Source organism: Pseudomonas sp. NPDC089569 (assembly GCF_050280625.1).
Taxonomy (GTDB): domain Bacteria; phylum Pseudomonadota; class Gammaproteobacteria; order Pseudomonadales; family Pseudomonadaceae; genus Aquipseudomonas.
Genome location: NZ_JBNNVQ010000062.1, coordinates 20,045 through 34,555, shown reverse-complemented (window position 1 = coordinate 34,555; position 14,511 = coordinate 20,045). Strand labels below are relative to the sequence as shown.

Here is a 14,511-nt window from a genome sequence, read left to right as displayed (position 1 = left end):
CGCGGTGGCGAAGCCATCGAAGAGCAGGTAACTCCTTGGACAAAGATAACTGCGACTCAGGAAGAACCCTGGCCGAGACTGAGTGCAAAGAGCAGGAAAAATTCTTGTAGATGGTTGGATCGAAATTCAACATATCGTGCAGAGATTCTCAGTGACACAAGCAACACAGTGGCGCCACCTTAACCCTTTTTCCCAGACGTGCCAATGCTTCTTGCGAAGGTTTCTCGGTTTTCATGATCGACGGTGCGGCCTATTGTTTCGAAGGTCCGCAAACACCGCCGGATCGTCGAGAATTGTGCCCGGCGCTTTGAACCCGGCGGCGCGCCCCGGTAAGATGCCGGACAGATTTTTTCCACCTCGCTATTTCAGGACATCGCCATGAGCATCAAATCGGACAAGTGGATTCGCCGCATGGCGCAAGAGCACGGCATGATCGAGCCCTTCGTTGAGCGCCAGATGCGCGGCAGCGACGACAGCCGTGTGATCTCCTACGGCGTGTCCAGCTACGGCTACGATGTACGTTGCACCAATCATTTCAAGGTGTTCACCAACATCAACTCGGCCATCGTCGACCCGAAAAACTTCGATGCCGGCAGCTTCGTCGACATTCACAGCGACGTGTGCATCATTCCGCCGAACTCCTTTGCACTGGCCAGCACCGTCGAATACTTCCGTATTCCGCGCAATGTCTTGACCATCTGCCTGGGTAAAAGCACTTACGCCCGCTGCGGCATCATCGTCAACGTCACACCGCTCGAACCTGAGTGGGAAGGTCACGTCACCCTGGAATTCTCCAACACCACCAATCTGCCGGCGAAAATCTACGCCAACGAAGGCGTGGCGCAGATGTTGTTCCTTGAGTCCGACGAAGAGTGCGAAGTCTCCTACAAGGATCGTGGCGGCAAGTACCAGGGCCAGCGTGGCGTGACCCTGCCGCGGACCTGAGTCAGCCGTCTGACAAGCCGTGGGAATTCCTGGGCGAGCGTACACTCTATGGAGTGTACTGCTGCGATCCGCGCAAGGCGGTTCGGGCTATCGCCCAGGAGTGTTTTATGAAGATCGATCCGCGAGTAAGTGCCGAACTGGCAAGGCTTGAGCCCAATCAAGTGGGCGTGCTGGCCTGGTCCTTGTTGGCGCATCCTTCGGTGATCCAGGCCGGCGGGATCCCCGGTCAGCCAGACCCTGACACCCCCAACGAGCAACCTTCCGAGCCGGGCGAGCCTACCTTGCCGGATGAGCCGCCTCCCACGCCTGTCGCCTGATTCGATCCAGAAACAAATGTGGGAGCGAGTTCGCTCCCACAGGTTTTGCAGTAGACGTTACTTCAGGTTGCCACTGAGGAACTGTTTCAACCGTTCGCTCCGCGGATTTCCCAGCACGTCCTCCGGTGCACCTTCTTCCTCCACCAGGCCCTGATGCAGAAACAGCACCTGGCTCGATACCTTGCGGGCAAAGCTCATTTCGTGGGTCACCATGATCATGGTCCGGCCCTCTTCGGCCAAGCCCTGAATCACCTTGAGCACTTCACCCACCAATTCAGGGTCCAGCGCCGAAGTCGGTTCGTCGAACAGCATGACTTCCGGCTCCATGGCCAATGCCCGGGCAATCGCTACCCGTTGCTGCTGGCCCCCGGAAAGGAACGCCGGGTATTGATCGGCGACCCGTGCCGGCAGTCCGACCTTGTCCAGGTAGCGGCGGGCGCGGTCTTCGGCTTCCTGCTTGCTGCAGCCAAGCACCCGGCGTGGAGCCATGGTGATGTTTTCCAGCACGGTCATGTGGCTCCACAGGTTGAAGTGCTGGAACACCATGGCCAGGCGAGTGCGGATCCGTTGCAGTTCATCCGGATCGGCGACATGCATGCCGTGGTGATCCTTGACCATTCGGATCGACTGGCCATCAAGGCTCATGGCGCCGTCGTTGGGTTGTTCGAGAAAGTTGATGCAGCGCAGAAAGGTACTTTTGCCCGAGCCGCTGGCGCCGATCAGGCTGATGACGTCGCCGGTTTTTGCCTTGAGCGAAACGCCTTTGAGCACCTCATGATTGCCGTAGCTTTTATGCAGGCCTTCAATGGTCAGTTTGTACATGGAACAAGCATCCTCAAGGCGAAAGTAGGTAGCCGCTGCGATAGGCTTCGGCGCCCGCGACATGGGCAATCACCATGCCGGCAGTGGCCATGCGGCGCAGCGAGCGGGCGTACATCAGCCCGGCGTTGGTGCAATGGACGGGAGTGACGCGATCCAGGATCGGGTCAATGATTTCTGCGATCAGTTGCCCGGCTTCCAGGTACTGTCCAGGCAGTGCCGTGAACACCAGCAGCCCGCCGACCGGCGTGGCCACGGGTTCCACGCCCGCTAGCGGGGTTGCCGGATAGGGAAGCTCGGGTAGCGGCGCCGGTTCGCCGGCGATCGCTCCGTAGTGAGTCAGGTAGTCGATCAGCGCCTGGCTGTCGAGGCTGGCCAGCGGGTGATTGACGTCGCCCTGGCCGCGCAATTCGACGGTGACCGAAAAACTGCCCTGGGGAATGTCGAACTGTTCGCCGAAGCGCTCCTTGAGCTGCCACCACAATAAGGTGAAGCATTCGTCGAACGACTGGCCACCGGAGTCGGTGGCCAGCAGGCTGGCTTCGGAACCGATGTAGCGAGCCAGCGGTTCGACCTGCGGCCAGGCTTCCGGCGTGGTGTACAGGTGGGCGACGGCTTCGAAGTCGCAATGCAGGTCCAGCACCATGTCGGCATCGCAGGCCAGTTGTTGCAAGGTCAGGCGCTGGGATTGCAACTGGGTGCTGGCGGTCTGCCGGGCCAGTGCCTTGCGCAGGCTGGCGCGAATCAATTGAAGGTTGTGTTGCGGGTCGTTGCCGAGCCGACCTTCAATGTCGTTGCCCACTTCTTCGCTCAAATCGACGAACCAGCGGTTGAAGTTCTGCCCGCTTTCAAGCTCATAGCGGCCCAGCGGCACATCCATCAGCACTTGTTCCAGGCCGACGGGGTTGGCCACCGGCACCAGGACGATCTCGCTGCGCAGGCGACCGGCGGCTTCCAGCTCCGCCAAACGCTGCTTGAGATGCCAGGCCACCAGCATGCCGGGCAATTCATCGGCATGAAGGGACGACTGGATGTAGATCTTGCTGTTGGCCGGTTGCGGGCCGAAATGAAAACTGTGGATCTGTCGGGCTGTCCCCGGCAACGGGGCCAGCAGCTCATGTATCTGGTGGCGCATTTTATTCTTGGTTCCTGAAAGCGGGGTCCTAGTGGGTCGGCCCGAGGAAGGCCAGCCATCGGCGTTCGGCGAGGCGGAAAAGGCCGACCAGCGCAAAGGTGACGCTCAGGTAGATCAACGCGGCGATACCGAACGACTGGAACGTCAGGAAGGTCGCCGAGTTGGCGTCCCGAGCGACTTTCAGGATGTCCGGGATGGTCGCGGTAAAGGCCACTGTGGTCGAGTGCAGCATCAGAATCACTTCGTTGCTGTAGTAAGGCAGTGAACGACGCAGGGCCGACGGCATGATCACGTAGGCATACAACTTCCAGCCGGTCAGGCCGTAGGCCTTGGCGGCTTCGACTTCACCGTGGGCCATGCTGCGTATCGCCCCGGCGAAAATCTCCGTGGTGTAGGCGCAGGTGTTCAGCGCAAAAGCCAGGATGGTGCAGTTCATCGCATCGCGAAAGAAACTGTCGAGCAGCGGTTGCGCGCGCACGGCAGCCAGGCTGTAGATCCCGGTGTAGCAGATCAGCAGCTGGATATACAGCGGCGTGCCACGGAACAGGTAGGTGTAGAACTGCACCGGCCAGCGAATGTAGAGGCGCGGAGAAACCCGGGCAATCGACAGCGGAATCGAAACGAGGAAACCGAAGAAGATCGAGGCGCTGAGCAGCCACATGGTCATGGCCAGGCCGGTGATATTGGTGCCGTCGCTGTAGAGGAAAGGTTTCCAGTAGTCCTGAAGGAGTTCGATCATCGTACGGCCTCCCGTGTGCCGGCGGCGTAACGGCGTTCAAGCCTTCGCAAAATGATATTGGAGGCACTGGTGATCAACAGGTAGATCAGGGCAGCGAGTACCAGGAAGTAAAACAGTTGATAGCTGCTCTTGCCCGCGTCCTGGGCAGCCTTGACCAGGTCGGCCAGGCCGATGATCGACACCAGCGCAGTGGCCTTGAGCATCACCATCCAGTTATTGCCGATACCCGGCAGGGCATAACGCATCATTTGCGGGAATATCACGATCCAGAAGCGCTGGCCGCGTTTGAGTCCATAGGCGGTGGCTGCTTCGACCTGACCGCGGGGCACCGCCAGGATGGCACCACGGAAGGTTTCGGTGAAGTAGGCGCCGTAGATGAAGCCCAGGGTGAGCACACCGGCGCTGAACGGGTTGATTTCGATGTATTCCCATTCCATGTAGTCGGTGAGCGAAGTCAGCCACGTTTGCAGGCTGTAGAAGATCAACAGCATCAGGACCAGGTCCGGTACCCCGCGAATCAGCGTGGTGTAGCACTGGGCAGGCAGGCGCACCAGTTTGACTTTTGACAGCTTGGCACTGGCGCCCAGCAGGCCGAGCAGCACGGCCACCAGCAGCGACATCGCCGATAATTTGATGGTCATCCAGGTGCCTTCCATCAGCAGCGGACCGAAGCCCTTGAGGCTGAAGGCTGAGAGCCCCAGATTTTGTAGTAGGTTTTCGAACATAAATCAGCAACCTGATCGGATGAAAAAGGCGCCCATCGCGAGATGGGCGCCGGGCATTATTTGCCGCTGTACAGGTTCAGGTCGCCAAAGTGTTTTTTCTGGATAGTGGCATAGGTGCCATCATCGTGTAACGCTTTGATACCTTTATCCAAAAGCGCTTTCAGCTCGGTGTTACCTTTCTTAATGCCGACCGCCGTTTTGGCTGGCAGCAGCTCGCTGTCCACCGGCTTGCTGATTTCAAAATCGGCGCCCTGTGGCGACTTCAGGAAGCCCAGTTCGGCTTGCAGCATGTCCTGGATCCCGGCGTCGAGACGGCCGGAGGTCAGGTCGGCATACACCTGATCCTGGTTCTGATAGGCCTGGGTCTTCACGCCTGCCTTGTCCAGGACGGCCTTGGCATAGGCTTCCTGGATGGTGCCTTGTTCATAACCGACGGTTTTGCCCTTGAGCGTGGCTACGTCCGCAGTCACACCGGAACCTTTCTTGAATACATAAGCGGTTGGGCCGGAGAACAGCTCGCTGGAGAAGTCGATGACTTTTTCACGGGCCGGGGTGACGGTCATCGAAGAGATCACACCGTCGAATTTATTGGCTTTGAGGCCTGGAATCATCCCGTCGAAATCGCTTTCGACCCATTTGCACTTGACCTTCAGTTCGGCGCAGATTGCGTTGCCCAGATCGATGTCGAAGCCCATCAGGCTGCCATCGGCCGCTTTCGACTCGAACGGTGCGTAGGAAGGGTCAACGCCGAAACGCAATTCCTTGTATTCCTTGGCCATCGCGGAACCGGCAGCGACGCACAATGCCAGTGCAGAAAGGGTCAGCAATGCTTTTTTCATTATTCAATCCCTAAGAACCATTATGGGCGCTTGTGGCGCAGAATTATTGTTACTGGTAAGCGTAAGACTTAATGAAAGTAGCAATTTCCGAACCAGAGTGCCGAACAAGCGTTTAAAAGGCGTTCGGGAAATTGCCGGATGGGATTAGTGCACGAAAGTGGTCATCGTGAAAAGCCTGCACCGTTTCGAGGCGCAGATTACGGTCGTGAGCAGGGCTCAATCGTAGCGCCGGTACACGAACGAGCCTGATCAGGGTGACAGGCCAGTCAGCATTGAAGTTGACTGGCGCAGCACCATCGCGATCAGGCTCGCCCATGCTTTGTACGTTTACTTGCCCGGCGTCAGGGTCAATCGCTTGCTTCCATATACCTTGTCGAAGTTCTGCGGCTGCATCGGCAAGCTCATGTATTGCTCTTTGAGCCATGGCTCGATGCCGTTCAGGTAATTGGCACTGGCCGGGTTGCCGGATTGGCCGGTGGCGATCTGCGCGGTCAGCGGCTCGGCCTGGCCGAAATCGACGATAAAGCGCGCAACCGGCACCAGCGTGGTGTTGAAATCCTGACCCCAGGCGAATGCGGCAGTATTGAGCGTGGTGTGATCGCCGCCGGCCGGCAACGGACCGCGCACGGTCTGGCCGCTGGTGTTTTTCCACTCATAGCGGTGCAACTTGCCCCATTGCCAGGCACTGTGACTGCCACCCAACTGACTGTCGCCGGCGCTGATCGCGGCGGCCAGGCTGCGCGCCAGAATCGTCGGTTTGTCTTCTTTTTGCGCGGTGTGTGTGTCGTCCCAGAAAGGACTGTCTTCACGGCCGAGCAGGTGATCGGCCTGGGCGGAATAGGACAATTTGCCGTCGGCGACAAAGGCTTTCCAGGCCGGGCTGCTTTGCGGTCCCAGCTCATCAAGGAAGATCTGTTTCATGCTTTCCTGCAGGAACAATTCGTAAATTGCCGCATCGCTGGAGGTCGGAGCGAGCTTTCCATCGAACGCCATCAAGCGCGTCAGAGCTTCACGCGCTTTGTCGCGGTCCGGTGCCGGCAGGGCATCGATTGCTTGCTTGAGCGGCTGGTACATGCCCGGTGCCGTGAACATTTTTTTCAGTTTGGCGGCGAAGGTGGTGGTTTGGTCGTACTGCATGGCGATCAGGCTGCGGGTGTCATGTTTGCCCGCACCGGCCAGTTCCGCCAGGCGCTCGCCGCGCTCCGGTGCCGACCAGGAATTGGACAGCTGCATGCCGTAGCCGTGGGGAATGACCCGCTGGTTGGCGGTGCCGAGCCAGCCTTGGCTCGGGTCCTGATCGTAGGGATGCAGCATGGGGTCGGCGAATCCGTCCCAATCATAGCGAGACTCCCATCCCGGCGAAGGCAGCAGGCCCTCGCCTTCGCGGCGGTTCGGGTAGCGACCGGTCACTTGCCAGCCGATGTGGCTGGCGTCGGCAAACACCAGGTTCAAGGCGATGGCGCGGATCTCGCGGCTGGCATCCGATGCCCTCTCGGCGTTCTGTGCACGGGACAGGTCGAAGAACGCATCCAGGGTTTTATCGTCGGTGAAGTTCGGCGTTTGCAGGGCCAGACCGAAACCGCCGCCCTGTGCCAGGCCTTGGGTGCTGTTGAGCAATGGACCATGACGGGTCTCGTACACGGCTTCGCGGATCGGCCGCTGGCCTTTGACGAAGTAGGTCTCGTTGCGCACCATCGCCGGCTGCCATTTGCCGTCGGTCTCGTAGGCCAGGCCGTTACCCTGGCGTTTGATTTTTTCCAGGAACAGGTCCTGGTTGTCGCCCATTACGGCGGTCGTGCTCCACGCCACTTTTCCGTTGAATCCGCCCAGTATCATCGGCAATCCGGCGATGGTCAGACCGGACGCCTGGTACTTCGGCGCGCGAATTTGCACATAGTTGTACAACGACGGCACGCCCATCGGGCCATGGCTGTCGCTGGCCAGCAGGCTTTTACCACTGCGGCTGCGCTGCGGGGCGATGGCCCAGTTGTTCGACGAGGTAGCGCCCAGCAGATTCATGTCCGATAGCTGGTCGGTGGCTTTACTGATCTGCGCCAGGCCCGGCACTTGCCCGTCGAGCTTGATGCCTTGCAGTTTTTCGCTCTCGGCCAACGGCAGTCTGTCATCGGGGGCCGAAGGCGTCAGCCAGGCCAGTTTGTCGGTGGTGACCGTTTGGGCCAGCACCAGCGCGGAAATTTCTTCGGGCAGGTTGGCGGACTGGCTGAAATTGAGCAGGCAGAAAATCAGCGCCGAATCTTCAGGTTGCCAGTATTCAGGCTTGTAACCGCTGGCAGCGAGGTCGGCGGGCAGTTTGTCGCGGTAGCGGAACAGGTAGGCGTTGACGCCGCGGGCGTAGACTTCGAAGAACCGCTTGAGACGGGGGGACGACGCCTTGTACAGCTCGCCGGCGCTTTTCTTCAGATTGACTGCACGCATGTAGCGGTCGGCATCCAGCAGGTCCGAACCGTGCATCTCGGCCAAGCGACCCTGGGCCAGCAAGCGCAGGGTGACCATTTGCGTGATGCGGTCGCTGGCGTGCACGTAGCCCAGGGTAAACAGGGCGTCGTGGAAGCTGCTGCTCTCGATCAACGGCATGCCCATGGCATTGCGACGCACCGAAACGTTCTGTGCCAGCCCTTTGAGCGGCTGGACGCCGGACGTGGGCGGCAGGCTGTCCTGGGCATTGAAGTTCTGGCAGCCAGTCAGGCTCAAAACCCCTGCCACTGCTGCGGCAACGCCGAACCGGGGTAGAAAATGTGTAAGGGCTGGCGAGGCCATGGCAAAGCTCCTGCGGGGGGTAGCGTCAGTAAAGGCGCTACGTTAGTGAGCGGGAGGTGGGCGCGCAAGCGGGGTATCAGGTTATTTCAGGATTTGTCTGATAAGTTGAAAGATCTTCTTTCAAGGCTGCGGGAGAACGTTCGGCATGGAGCTTGAGGCAAACACGGCACTGATCATCATCGATCAACAGAAAGGCATCCTGCATCCCAGGCTCGGCCGCCGCAACAACCCCCAGGCCGAGGAGCGCATATCGGAACTGTTGGAGGATTGGCGCCGCCATGGCCGCCCCATCATTCATGTGCAGCATTTGTCCCGCTGCGAAGACTCGGTGTTCTGGCCGCAGCAGTCAGGGGTGGAGTTTCAGGAGCGGTTTGAGCCATTGCCTGGCGAATGGCTGATTCAGAAGCAGGTGCCGGATGCCTTTTGTGCGACAACGCTGGAGGCGGATCTGCGTGAAGCCGGGATCGGACAGTTGATCATCGTTGGCGTGGCGACCCATAACTCGGTGGAGGCCACGGCCCGAACGGCAGGCAATCTGGGCTTCGATACGTGGGTGGCGGAGGATGCGTGCTTTACCTTCGACAAGACCGACTTTTTCGGTCATCCCCATTCAGCCGAAGAGGTACACGCGATGTCGCTGGGTAATTTGCATGGCGAGTATGCGACGGTGGTCAATACGGCACACATCCTGGCGGATCAGAACCTGTAGGAGCCAGGCTTGCCGGCGAAGAACGGTAACGCGGTGTGTCAGATACACCACGGTGTCTGGTTCGCCTGTAGGAGCCAGGCTTGCCGGCGAAGAACGATAACGCGGTGTGACAGATACACCAGGGCGTCTGGTTCGCGGGCGAGCCTCGCTCCTACAGGCGAAGAACGATAACGCGGTGTGACAGATACACCAGGGCGTCTCGTTCGCGGGCAAGCCTCGCTCCTACAGGGCGAAGAACGGTAACGCGGTGCGACAGATACACCACGGCGTCTGGTTCGCCTGTAGGAGCCAGGCTTGCCGGCGAAGAACGATCACACGGTGTCACAGATTCTTGCGGGGCGATTCAAGCGGCGAAGGGCGTGTTCGCCCGAAGCATCAGGCGCCGTGGCACTTCTTGAATTTCTTGCCGTTGCCGCATGGGCAAGGGTCGTTGCGACCAACGTCTTTCAGGGCGTTGCGCACCGGCTCCTGGGGGGCGTGGTTGCAGTGGGGGCCATGAACATGACCATGGTCGTGATCATGATGGTCATGATCGTGGTTGCAGTCTGGACCGTGGACATGGGGTTGCTGGGTCATTGGTGTTACTCCGGTATTAGATCGGCGGGGATTATTACGCCATTACGCTCCAGGTGCACGTAGTGAGCGATGAATAAACCGGTTTCCATCTCGCCTTCCAGACGATAGGGAATGGAGTGCCCGGGGCTTTTCAGTTGTTTGACCAGGTCCTTGACCTTGGGCCACAGATTGGTACGGATCGGCACCCTGTAGGAACGGCTGGCTTTCGGGCCCACGGTAATCCAGTGCTCATGCTCGCCCTCGGCCAGCAGTATGTCGCCCAGGTGGACCCGATATTCCAGGCCGCGAACGGTCAAATCACTGTCGTCACGGTTATCGATGCGAAAATGCAGCACGAAGCGCTGCTCGAGCAGCTTGGCCCGTACCACTTCAACCCTGACCAGATGGACTTCCGGGTCCGGCGCATCGCTGCTGAACCAGGAAGCACAGCCATTGAGCGAGAGAGGCAGGAGCAAAGCGAGGGTCTGAAGTGTTCGCCGTCGACTGAGCATGGTGTGACTCCTTTTGAGGCCCAGTCTAGCTTCCCCTCATTAATTCAACTGCCGAAATAACCCGAGCAGCATTTCTTGAACTTCTGCCCGCTGGCGCAAGGGCACGCATCGTTGCGCCCGATGTCGAGTCGAACGGTGGGGTCGATGAAGTACCAGCGACCGGCGTTCTGGACGAAGGAAGAACGTTCGCGATGACTGTGTTCGCCACTGCCGTCGTGCCAGCGTGCGGTAAACGTGACGAAGGCATGTTCCGGCTGGCCACCGAGCACCTCGGAGCTTTCGACATCGAGCCCCAGCCACGTGCTCTGGGCGCTCCAGTCGCTGATCGATTGCCGATCCAGTCCGGCCTGTTGGGCGGGCAGGGTGGTGGCCACCAGGTAATCGATCAGGCCCAATACATAGGCGCTGTAGCGCGAGCGCATCAAGGCTTCGGCGCAAGGCGCCGGGTGACCGGCATGGTAATGACCACAGCAGGCATCGAGCAGGGTGCCGCTGCCGCACGGGCAAATGGATGTACTCATTGCTTTACCACCAATATTTTCCGAAGTTTTCCGGGTTGGCCCAGAAGCGCGAGTTGAGCCAGTCGGGCACTTGTTTGTAGTCGAGCAGATCGTAGGTGAACAGCGTCAGCACCTGCTCGTCGCGCTGGAAGCGCTCGCTGGCTTGCAGGGCCAGGGAGAAGAAGTCCGTTTCCTGCCAGCCACTGGCCGGCAAATCGGCCAGTACCGCGATGCGGCTGGCATTGAGGTTGCGAATACCGCCCAGCAGGTTCAGGCCATCACGCTTGGGCAGGTGTTCGAGGCAATCGACCACCAGCGCCAGGTCGAAGCGACGAGCCGCCAGATCGACTGGCAAGGCGCCGGGTGCTGCATGCGCAACGTCGCTTTCAGGGTGCGCGATTTTGAAAGCATCGAGCGCCGGGAACTCGCTGGCGCCGATCAACAACAGCCGCGCGGGGGCATATCGGTCCAGCAATGCGGCCAGCGCCTGTTGGGGCGTGCGCGAAGAAATACCTGCAATCATTGAAGTTCCTCAATCAGTTGCGCCAAGACTAGCCTGCCTGCAAGTTCGATCCTAGAGCGGATTTTTCATGCAAGTAACGATCGGCGATGAAGGCTATGAAAAACAGCAGTGGCCTATTGCTGGCGGAGATTAAAACTCCGGTCTTTACTCCCTGAATCGGTTCCAAGCCGATCCTTCAGGAGAAAACTAGATGAGCATAGTTCGGACAGCATTACCCCTGGTTCTGCTAACCAGTGTATTGACTGGTTGTGCAGGTTTGCAGAAAACCGACTGGCCGACCTGTGCGGCTGTCGGCGGTGTTGTAGGTGCGGGTCTCGGGGCAACCGAGAGTTCGTCCTGGGCAGGTTATGGTGCACTGATTGTCGGTGGTACCGCAGCGGCCTATTGCTGGGTTCACGGTGACGGCGATGAAGACGGCGATGGTGTGCCGGACAGCCGCGACAAGTGCCCGGGTACGCCTCGAGGCGTGAAGGTCGATGCCAATGGCTGCCCGCCACCTGCGCCAGCTCCAGTGGTTGAAGAAGCCGTGGTGGTCAAGGAAGAGACCATTGTCATCCGCGATGTTCACTTCCAGTTCAACAAAGCGACACTCACCGCGTCTGACAAACAGGTTCTCGATAAGATCGCCACTCGTTTGAAAGCGGAAGCTCCGACTGCCAGGTTGACCGTCACTGGCCATACTGACAGCGTGGGTAGCGATACCTACAACCAGAAACTGTCGGATAAACGCGCTCACTCCGTGGTTGAGTACCTCATCGAACAAGGCGTGCCGCGCAGCAACTTTGTGTCTGTAACCGGTGCCGGGGAAAGCCAGCCAGTTGCCGATAACAAAACCGCCGACGGCCGTGCACAGAACCGTCGCACGGAAATCAAAATTCAACGTTGAGTCCCACGCATCCGCGGCTTGTGCAGTCGTGGATGCGGGTCTTTACTCCTGTGTAACCGGCACCGGCCGGTGACACAGGAGCTTTCAAAATGAGCAAACTCACACGGACCGTCCTGCCGGTTCTGCTGCTTGGCAGCCTGATGACCGGTTGCGCTACTCACAGCGATGGCACTGCCCCCCTCAATCAACGCAACTGGCCGATCTGCAGCGTCATCGGCGGGCTGGTCGGTGGAGGCCTGGGTGCTATCGAAAGTGGCGGTTGGGCGGCCGGTGGAGCGGCGCTCGGAATCTTGAGCGGTGGTTTGATCTGTTACGCACAGGACGGCGACGAAGACGGCGATGGCGTTTTCGACCGGCGTGATCTTTGCCCCGGCACGCCGGCCAATACACCCGTGGAGCATCACGGTTGCCCGATGCCGCAATACCCGGTCAGCGAGAAACCTGCTCCGGCGGCGTCTGAAGTCATCACCCTGAGCGATGCTGGCGATGTCCTGTTCGCCTTCAATCAGTCCGACTTGACCCCGACCGCCATGAGCCAGCTCGATTCGATCATGGGCAAACTGCTCGATGCCGATGTGGTGAGCATCAAGGTCGTGGGGCATACCGATAATGTCGGATCGGATGACTACAACCTGGCGCTGTCGCAAAGACGTGCCAGCAGCGTCGCACAATACCTGTTGAGTCAGGGCGTGGCGCCCAACAAGCTGACCAGCGAAGGCATGGGGAAAAGTCAGCCGGTGGCCGACAATGAAACGGATGCAGGTCGGGCGAAGAACCGTCGCGTGGAATTGCACATCAATCGCTAAAACCGCGAAATAGAGCCGTCGATGGAGTAATTGCAGCGTTTCGACGGCCGTTCGGCGATCTTAATGAAGATTTTTCGTTTGCCCTCTGGCTTATCCCGCGTGGAAGCCGTTACTGTGCGCGCAAAGAATAATATTCATTTGGGGGGCGTATGAAGGTGCTTTGGGGGCTGGGGAAGCTGTTGACCCTGCTGTTCTGGTCGGTGGTGCTGGTGAACCTGCTCACGCCGTTTGTCCATCCGCTGCACTTGCTGGTCAACCTGGCCGGCGGCCTGTTGGCGGTTCTCCATCTTCTTGAGGTGCTGCTGTGCAATCGCAGCCTCAAAGGTCGTGCCCATCCCTGGTTCGACCGTCTGAAGATCGTGATTTTCGGCGTTTTCCACCTGCAATCCATTCCTACTCCCGCCGCACCGAAGGCTTCCCATGCGTAAACTCTGTCTGCTCGCTGCATTCATCAGCCCATTGGCCTGCGCCCAGGTGGTGAACGTCGAAACCAACTCGCTGATGCGTCTGCCCAATACGGCCAGCACCCTGCAACTGGAACGCCTGGAAGTGGCCGATTACGGCACCTTGCTGATTCCCTCGAACGTCACCGAAATCACGGTAGGCGAACTGCATCTGGGGCGTGAGGCGCGGCTCACGATCGTGCCCGGCGAACAGCCGCTGGAGCTGAAGGTCAGCCGTGCCCAGTTATCCGAAGGCAGCCAGATCACCTCGCGTGGTGCGCCGGGTACCTATCAGAAGGCTGCCCGTGCCGGACGCAATCTGAACCTGCAGATCAAGACCCTGAATGCGCGGCAATTGCTGGTGGACGCTCGCGGTGGTGCCGGTGCGCCGGGTTACGTCGGCCTCGACGGCGCCAATGGCCAGGCACCGGGATGTGCCTGGGGCCAGGCGGGGCAGGGTGCCGATGGCAGTGACGGCAGTAACGGTCAGCCAGGGGCCCCGGGGGCCTTGGTCAAATTGGCCGTGCCGCGGGACTATCCGGCCGATCAGATCAAGGTTCAGGTGGCCGGTGGAGCCGGTGGCCTGGCCGGCCCGGGCGGCAAGCCGGGAGCGGGTGGCAAGGCCAAGGGTTGCTTTATCTACAAAGCCGATGGCGGCAAGAGCGGTAAGCCTGGCCTTGACGGGCAACCCGGGCCTGCAGGCGCCGCAGGGGCGGTGACGGTGCAGCGGTTGTAACCCTCAGCGATAGTCTTCGCGGGCGATCCGACTTGCCCGCGAAGCTTTTAAAAGGCCAGTCGAGTCGCAGCAATCGTCACCACTGCCAGACCTACCAACAAATTGATCCCTACCAACCGACGAATTTTCCCCAGCACCGCCGCCCCGGCCGGCCAATCCTGTGCTTGAACAGCCGAGCGCAGCTCCGGCAGCATCAACCCCTGAATACGGATGAACAGCGCAGTCATCACCACGTACAAGCCCATCATTATCTGCACATAGCGTGGCGCGTTTTCGAACCCGGTAAAGTGCAGATTCAGCATGCCCACTCCACTGATGGGCAAAAGCACGACCGCGGCCCAGACCCAGCGGAAAAAACCTTGAAACACTTCCAGCCACAGCTTCAGCCGTGCAGGGCCTTCCAGTGCCTTGATCGCCGCGGGGCGCAAGACCATCCAGGCGAAAAACATGCCGCCCACCCACACCAGCGCGGCGAGGACATGCAGGCAATAAACAAGACTGAAACCGGTCATTGGGGTACTCCGTTCTGCGCGGGATTGATTAG

At 59.6% G+C, this 14,511-nt stretch carries 18 protein-coding genes; 7 read left to right on the top strand and 11 right to left on the bottom strand.

Translation table 11 applies throughout. From position 1 onward, the window contains the following. Window positions 1–378: 378 nt before the first annotated feature. Both dcd and ACQKP2_RS21325 read left to right on the top strand, forming a co-directional pair. On the top strand, window positions 379–945 hold the full coding sequence (dcd, locus tag ACQKP2_RS21330) for a dCTP deaminase (protein ID WP_007940589.1): 567 nt from the start codon (window positions 379–381) through the stop codon (window positions 943–945). A gap of 107 nt (window positions 946–1,052) precedes the next feature. Next, entirely contained in the window at window positions 1,053–1,262 is a 210-nt protein-coding gene (locus tag ACQKP2_RS21325; protein WP_427579217.1) for a hypothetical protein, read from the top strand. Window positions 1,263–1,319: 57 nt separating this feature from the next. Here the strand turns inward: ACQKP2_RS21325 and ACQKP2_RS21320 are convergent, their stop codons facing one another. The 6 genes from ACQKP2_RS21320 to ACQKP2_RS21295 all read right to left on the bottom strand — a co-directional run bounded on the left by ACQKP2_RS21320 (window position 1,320) and on the right by ACQKP2_RS21295 (window position 8,297). After that, entirely contained in the window at window positions 1,320–2,084 is a 765-nt protein-coding gene (locus tag ACQKP2_RS21320; RefSeq protein ID WP_427579215.1) for an ABC transporter ATP-binding protein, read from the bottom strand. 13 nt (window positions 2,085–2,097) lie between these two features. Further along, entirely contained in the window at window positions 2,098–3,216 is a 1,119-nt protein-coding gene (locus ACQKP2_RS21315; protein WP_427579214.1) for a succinylglutamate desuccinylase/aspartoacylase family protein, read from the bottom strand. 28 nt (window positions 3,217–3,244) lie between these two features. Further along, on the bottom strand, window positions 3,245–3,955 hold the full coding sequence (locus ACQKP2_RS21310) for an ABC transporter permease (RefSeq protein WP_427579213.1): 711 nt from the start codon (window positions 3,953–3,955) through the stop codon (window positions 3,245–3,247). Then, on the bottom strand, window positions 3,952–4,680 hold the full coding sequence (locus ACQKP2_RS21305; protein WP_427579211.1) for an ABC transporter permease: 729 nt from the start codon (window positions 4,678–4,680) through the stop codon (window positions 3,952–3,954). The genes ACQKP2_RS21310 and ACQKP2_RS21305 overlap by 4 nt, the downstream gene beginning before the upstream one ends. Window positions 4,681–4,736: 56 nt before the next feature. After that, on the bottom strand, window positions 4,737–5,519 hold the full coding sequence (locus ACQKP2_RS21300; RefSeq protein ID WP_427579210.1) for a transporter substrate-binding domain-containing protein: 783 nt from the start codon (window positions 5,517–5,519) through the stop codon (window positions 4,737–4,739). Window positions 5,520–5,846: 327 nt separating this feature from the next. Next, window positions 5,847–8,297 (bottom strand): penicillin acylase family protein, encoded by a 2,451-nt coding sequence (locus ACQKP2_RS21295; protein WP_427579208.1) that lies wholly within the window; start codon window positions 8,295–8,297, stop codon window positions 5,847–5,849. A gap of 145 nt (window positions 8,298–8,442) precedes the next feature. On the opposite strand from ACQKP2_RS21295, the gene ACQKP2_RS21290 reads away from it, so the two are divergent. Beyond that, the gene (locus ACQKP2_RS21290) at window positions 8,443–9,006 is read left to right on the top strand and encodes a cysteine hydrolase family protein (RefSeq protein ID WP_427579207.1); all 564 of its coding nucleotides are present in this window, start codon (window positions 8,443–8,445) and stop codon (window positions 9,004–9,006) included. Window positions 9,007–9,381: 375 nt separating this feature from the next. Here ACQKP2_RS21290 and ACQKP2_RS21285 read toward each other — a convergent pair whose 3' ends face one another. The 4 genes from ACQKP2_RS21285 to ACQKP2_RS21270 are packed head-to-tail and all read right to left on the bottom strand — an operon-like array spanning window position 9,382 to window position 11,096. Continuing rightward, window positions 9,382–9,582: an SEC-C metal-binding domain-containing protein gene (locus ACQKP2_RS21285; RefSeq protein WP_175379911.1), complete on the bottom strand. Its 201-nt coding sequence runs from the start codon at window positions 9,580–9,582 to the stop codon at window positions 9,382–9,384. 5 nt (window positions 9,583–9,587) lie between these two features. Continuing rightward, window positions 9,588–10,073, bottom strand: coding sequence for an LEA type 2 family protein (locus tag ACQKP2_RS21280; protein WP_427579205.1), 486 nt, complete (start codon window positions 10,071–10,073; stop codon window positions 9,588–9,590). A gap of 44 nt (window positions 10,074–10,117) precedes the next feature. Then, the gene (locus ACQKP2_RS21275) at window positions 10,118–10,594 is read right to left on the bottom strand and encodes a YchJ family protein (RefSeq protein WP_427579204.1); all 477 of its coding nucleotides are present in this window, start codon (window positions 10,592–10,594) and stop codon (window positions 10,118–10,120) included. A gap of 4 nt (window positions 10,595–10,598) precedes the next feature. Then, window positions 10,599–11,096, bottom strand: coding sequence for a DUF6231 family protein (locus ACQKP2_RS21270; RefSeq protein ID WP_427579203.1), 498 nt, complete (start codon window positions 11,094–11,096; stop codon window positions 10,599–10,601). 190 nt (window positions 11,097–11,286) lie between these two features. On the opposite strand from ACQKP2_RS21270, the gene ACQKP2_RS21265 reads away from it, so the two are divergent. The 4 genes from ACQKP2_RS21265 to ACQKP2_RS21250 all read left to right on the top strand — a co-directional run bounded on the left by ACQKP2_RS21265 (window position 11,287) and on the right by ACQKP2_RS21250 (window position 13,967). Beyond that, window positions 11,287–11,982, top strand: coding sequence for an OmpA family protein (locus ACQKP2_RS21265; protein ID WP_427579202.1), 696 nt, complete (start codon window positions 11,287–11,289; stop codon window positions 11,980–11,982). A gap of 89 nt (window positions 11,983–12,071) precedes the next feature. Then, entirely contained in the window at window positions 12,072–12,788 is a 717-nt protein-coding gene (locus tag ACQKP2_RS21260; protein WP_427579201.1) for an OmpA family protein, read from the top strand. A gap of 149 nt (window positions 12,789–12,937) precedes the next feature. After that, window positions 12,938–13,216 (top strand): DUF1145 domain-containing protein, encoded by a 279-nt coding sequence (locus tag ACQKP2_RS21255; protein ID WP_427579199.1) that lies wholly within the window; start codon window positions 12,938–12,940, stop codon window positions 13,214–13,216. Continuing rightward, window positions 13,209–13,967 (top strand): collagen-like protein, encoded by a 759-nt coding sequence (locus ACQKP2_RS21250; protein ID WP_427579197.1) that lies wholly within the window; start codon window positions 13,209–13,211, stop codon window positions 13,965–13,967. The genes ACQKP2_RS21255 and ACQKP2_RS21250 overlap by 8 nt, the downstream gene beginning before the upstream one ends. Window positions 13,968–14,014: 47 nt before the next feature. Here ACQKP2_RS21250 and ACQKP2_RS21245 read toward each other — a convergent pair whose 3' ends face one another. Continuing rightward, window positions 14,015–14,479 carry a CopD family protein gene (locus ACQKP2_RS21245; RefSeq protein ID WP_427579196.1) on the bottom strand — a complete coding sequence of 155 codons (465 nt, stop codon included), beginning with the start codon at window positions 14,477–14,479 and terminating at the stop codon, window positions 14,015–14,017. Between the last annotated feature and the right edge of the window lie 32 nt (window positions 14,480–14,511).

Excerpts from the sequence above, each read along its gene's own strand:
- dcd (WP_007940589.1), top strand. The coding sequence starts at position 379 with ATGAGCATCAAATCGGACAAGTGGATTCGCCGCATGGCGCAAGAGCAC.
- ACQKP2_RS21325 (WP_427579217.1), top strand. The coding sequence starts at position 1,053 with ATGAAGATCGATCCGCGAGTAAGTGCCGAACTGGCAAGGCTTGAGCCC.
- ACQKP2_RS21320 (WP_427579215.1), bottom strand. The coding sequence starts at position 2,084 with ATGTACAAACTGACCATTGAAGGCCTGCATAAAAGCTACGGCAATCAT.
- ACQKP2_RS21315 (WP_427579214.1), bottom strand. The coding sequence starts at position 3,216 with ATGCGCCACCAGATACATGAGCTGCTGGCCCCGTTGCCGGGGACAGCC.
- ACQKP2_RS21310 (WP_427579213.1), bottom strand. The coding sequence starts at position 3,955 with ATGATCGAACTCCTTCAGGACTACTGGAAACCTTTCCTCTACAGCGAC.
- ACQKP2_RS21305 (WP_427579211.1), bottom strand. The coding sequence starts at position 4,680 with ATGTTCGAAAACCTACTACAAAATCTGGGGCTCTCAGCCTTCAGCCTC.
- ACQKP2_RS21300 (WP_427579210.1), bottom strand. The coding sequence starts at position 5,519 with ATGAAAAAAGCATTGCTGACCCTTTCTGCACTGGCATTGTGCGTCGCT.
- ACQKP2_RS21295 (WP_427579208.1), bottom strand. The coding sequence starts at position 8,297 with ATGGCCTCGCCAGCCCTTACACATTTTCTACCCCGGTTCGGCGTTGCC.
- ACQKP2_RS21290 (WP_427579207.1), top strand. The coding sequence starts at position 8,443 with ATGGAGCTTGAGGCAAACACGGCACTGATCATCATCGATCAACAGAAA.
- ACQKP2_RS21285 (WP_175379911.1), bottom strand. The coding sequence starts at position 9,582 with ATGACCCAGCAACCCCATGTCCACGGTCCAGACTGCAACCACGATCAT.
- ACQKP2_RS21280 (WP_427579205.1), bottom strand. The coding sequence starts at position 10,073 with ATGCTCAGTCGACGGCGAACACTTCAGACCCTCGCTTTGCTCCTGCCT.
- ACQKP2_RS21275 (WP_427579204.1), bottom strand. The coding sequence starts at position 10,594 with ATGAGTACATCCATTTGCCCGTGCGGCAGCGGCACCCTGCTCGATGCC.
- ACQKP2_RS21270 (WP_427579203.1), bottom strand. The coding sequence starts at position 11,096 with ATGATTGCAGGTATTTCTTCGCGCACGCCCCAACAGGCGCTGGCCGCA.
- ACQKP2_RS21265 (WP_427579202.1), top strand. The coding sequence starts at position 11,287 with ATGAGCATAGTTCGGACAGCATTACCCCTGGTTCTGCTAACCAGTGTA.
- ACQKP2_RS21260 (WP_427579201.1), top strand. The coding sequence starts at position 12,072 with ATGAGCAAACTCACACGGACCGTCCTGCCGGTTCTGCTGCTTGGCAGC.
- ACQKP2_RS21255 (WP_427579199.1), top strand. The coding sequence starts at position 12,938 with ATGAAGGTGCTTTGGGGGCTGGGGAAGCTGTTGACCCTGCTGTTCTGG.
- ACQKP2_RS21250 (WP_427579197.1), top strand. The coding sequence starts at position 13,209 with ATGCGTAAACTCTGTCTGCTCGCTGCATTCATCAGCCCATTGGCCTGC.
- ACQKP2_RS21245 (WP_427579196.1), bottom strand. The coding sequence starts at position 14,479 with ATGACCGGTTTCAGTCTTGTTTATTGCCTGCATGTCCTCGCCGCGCTG.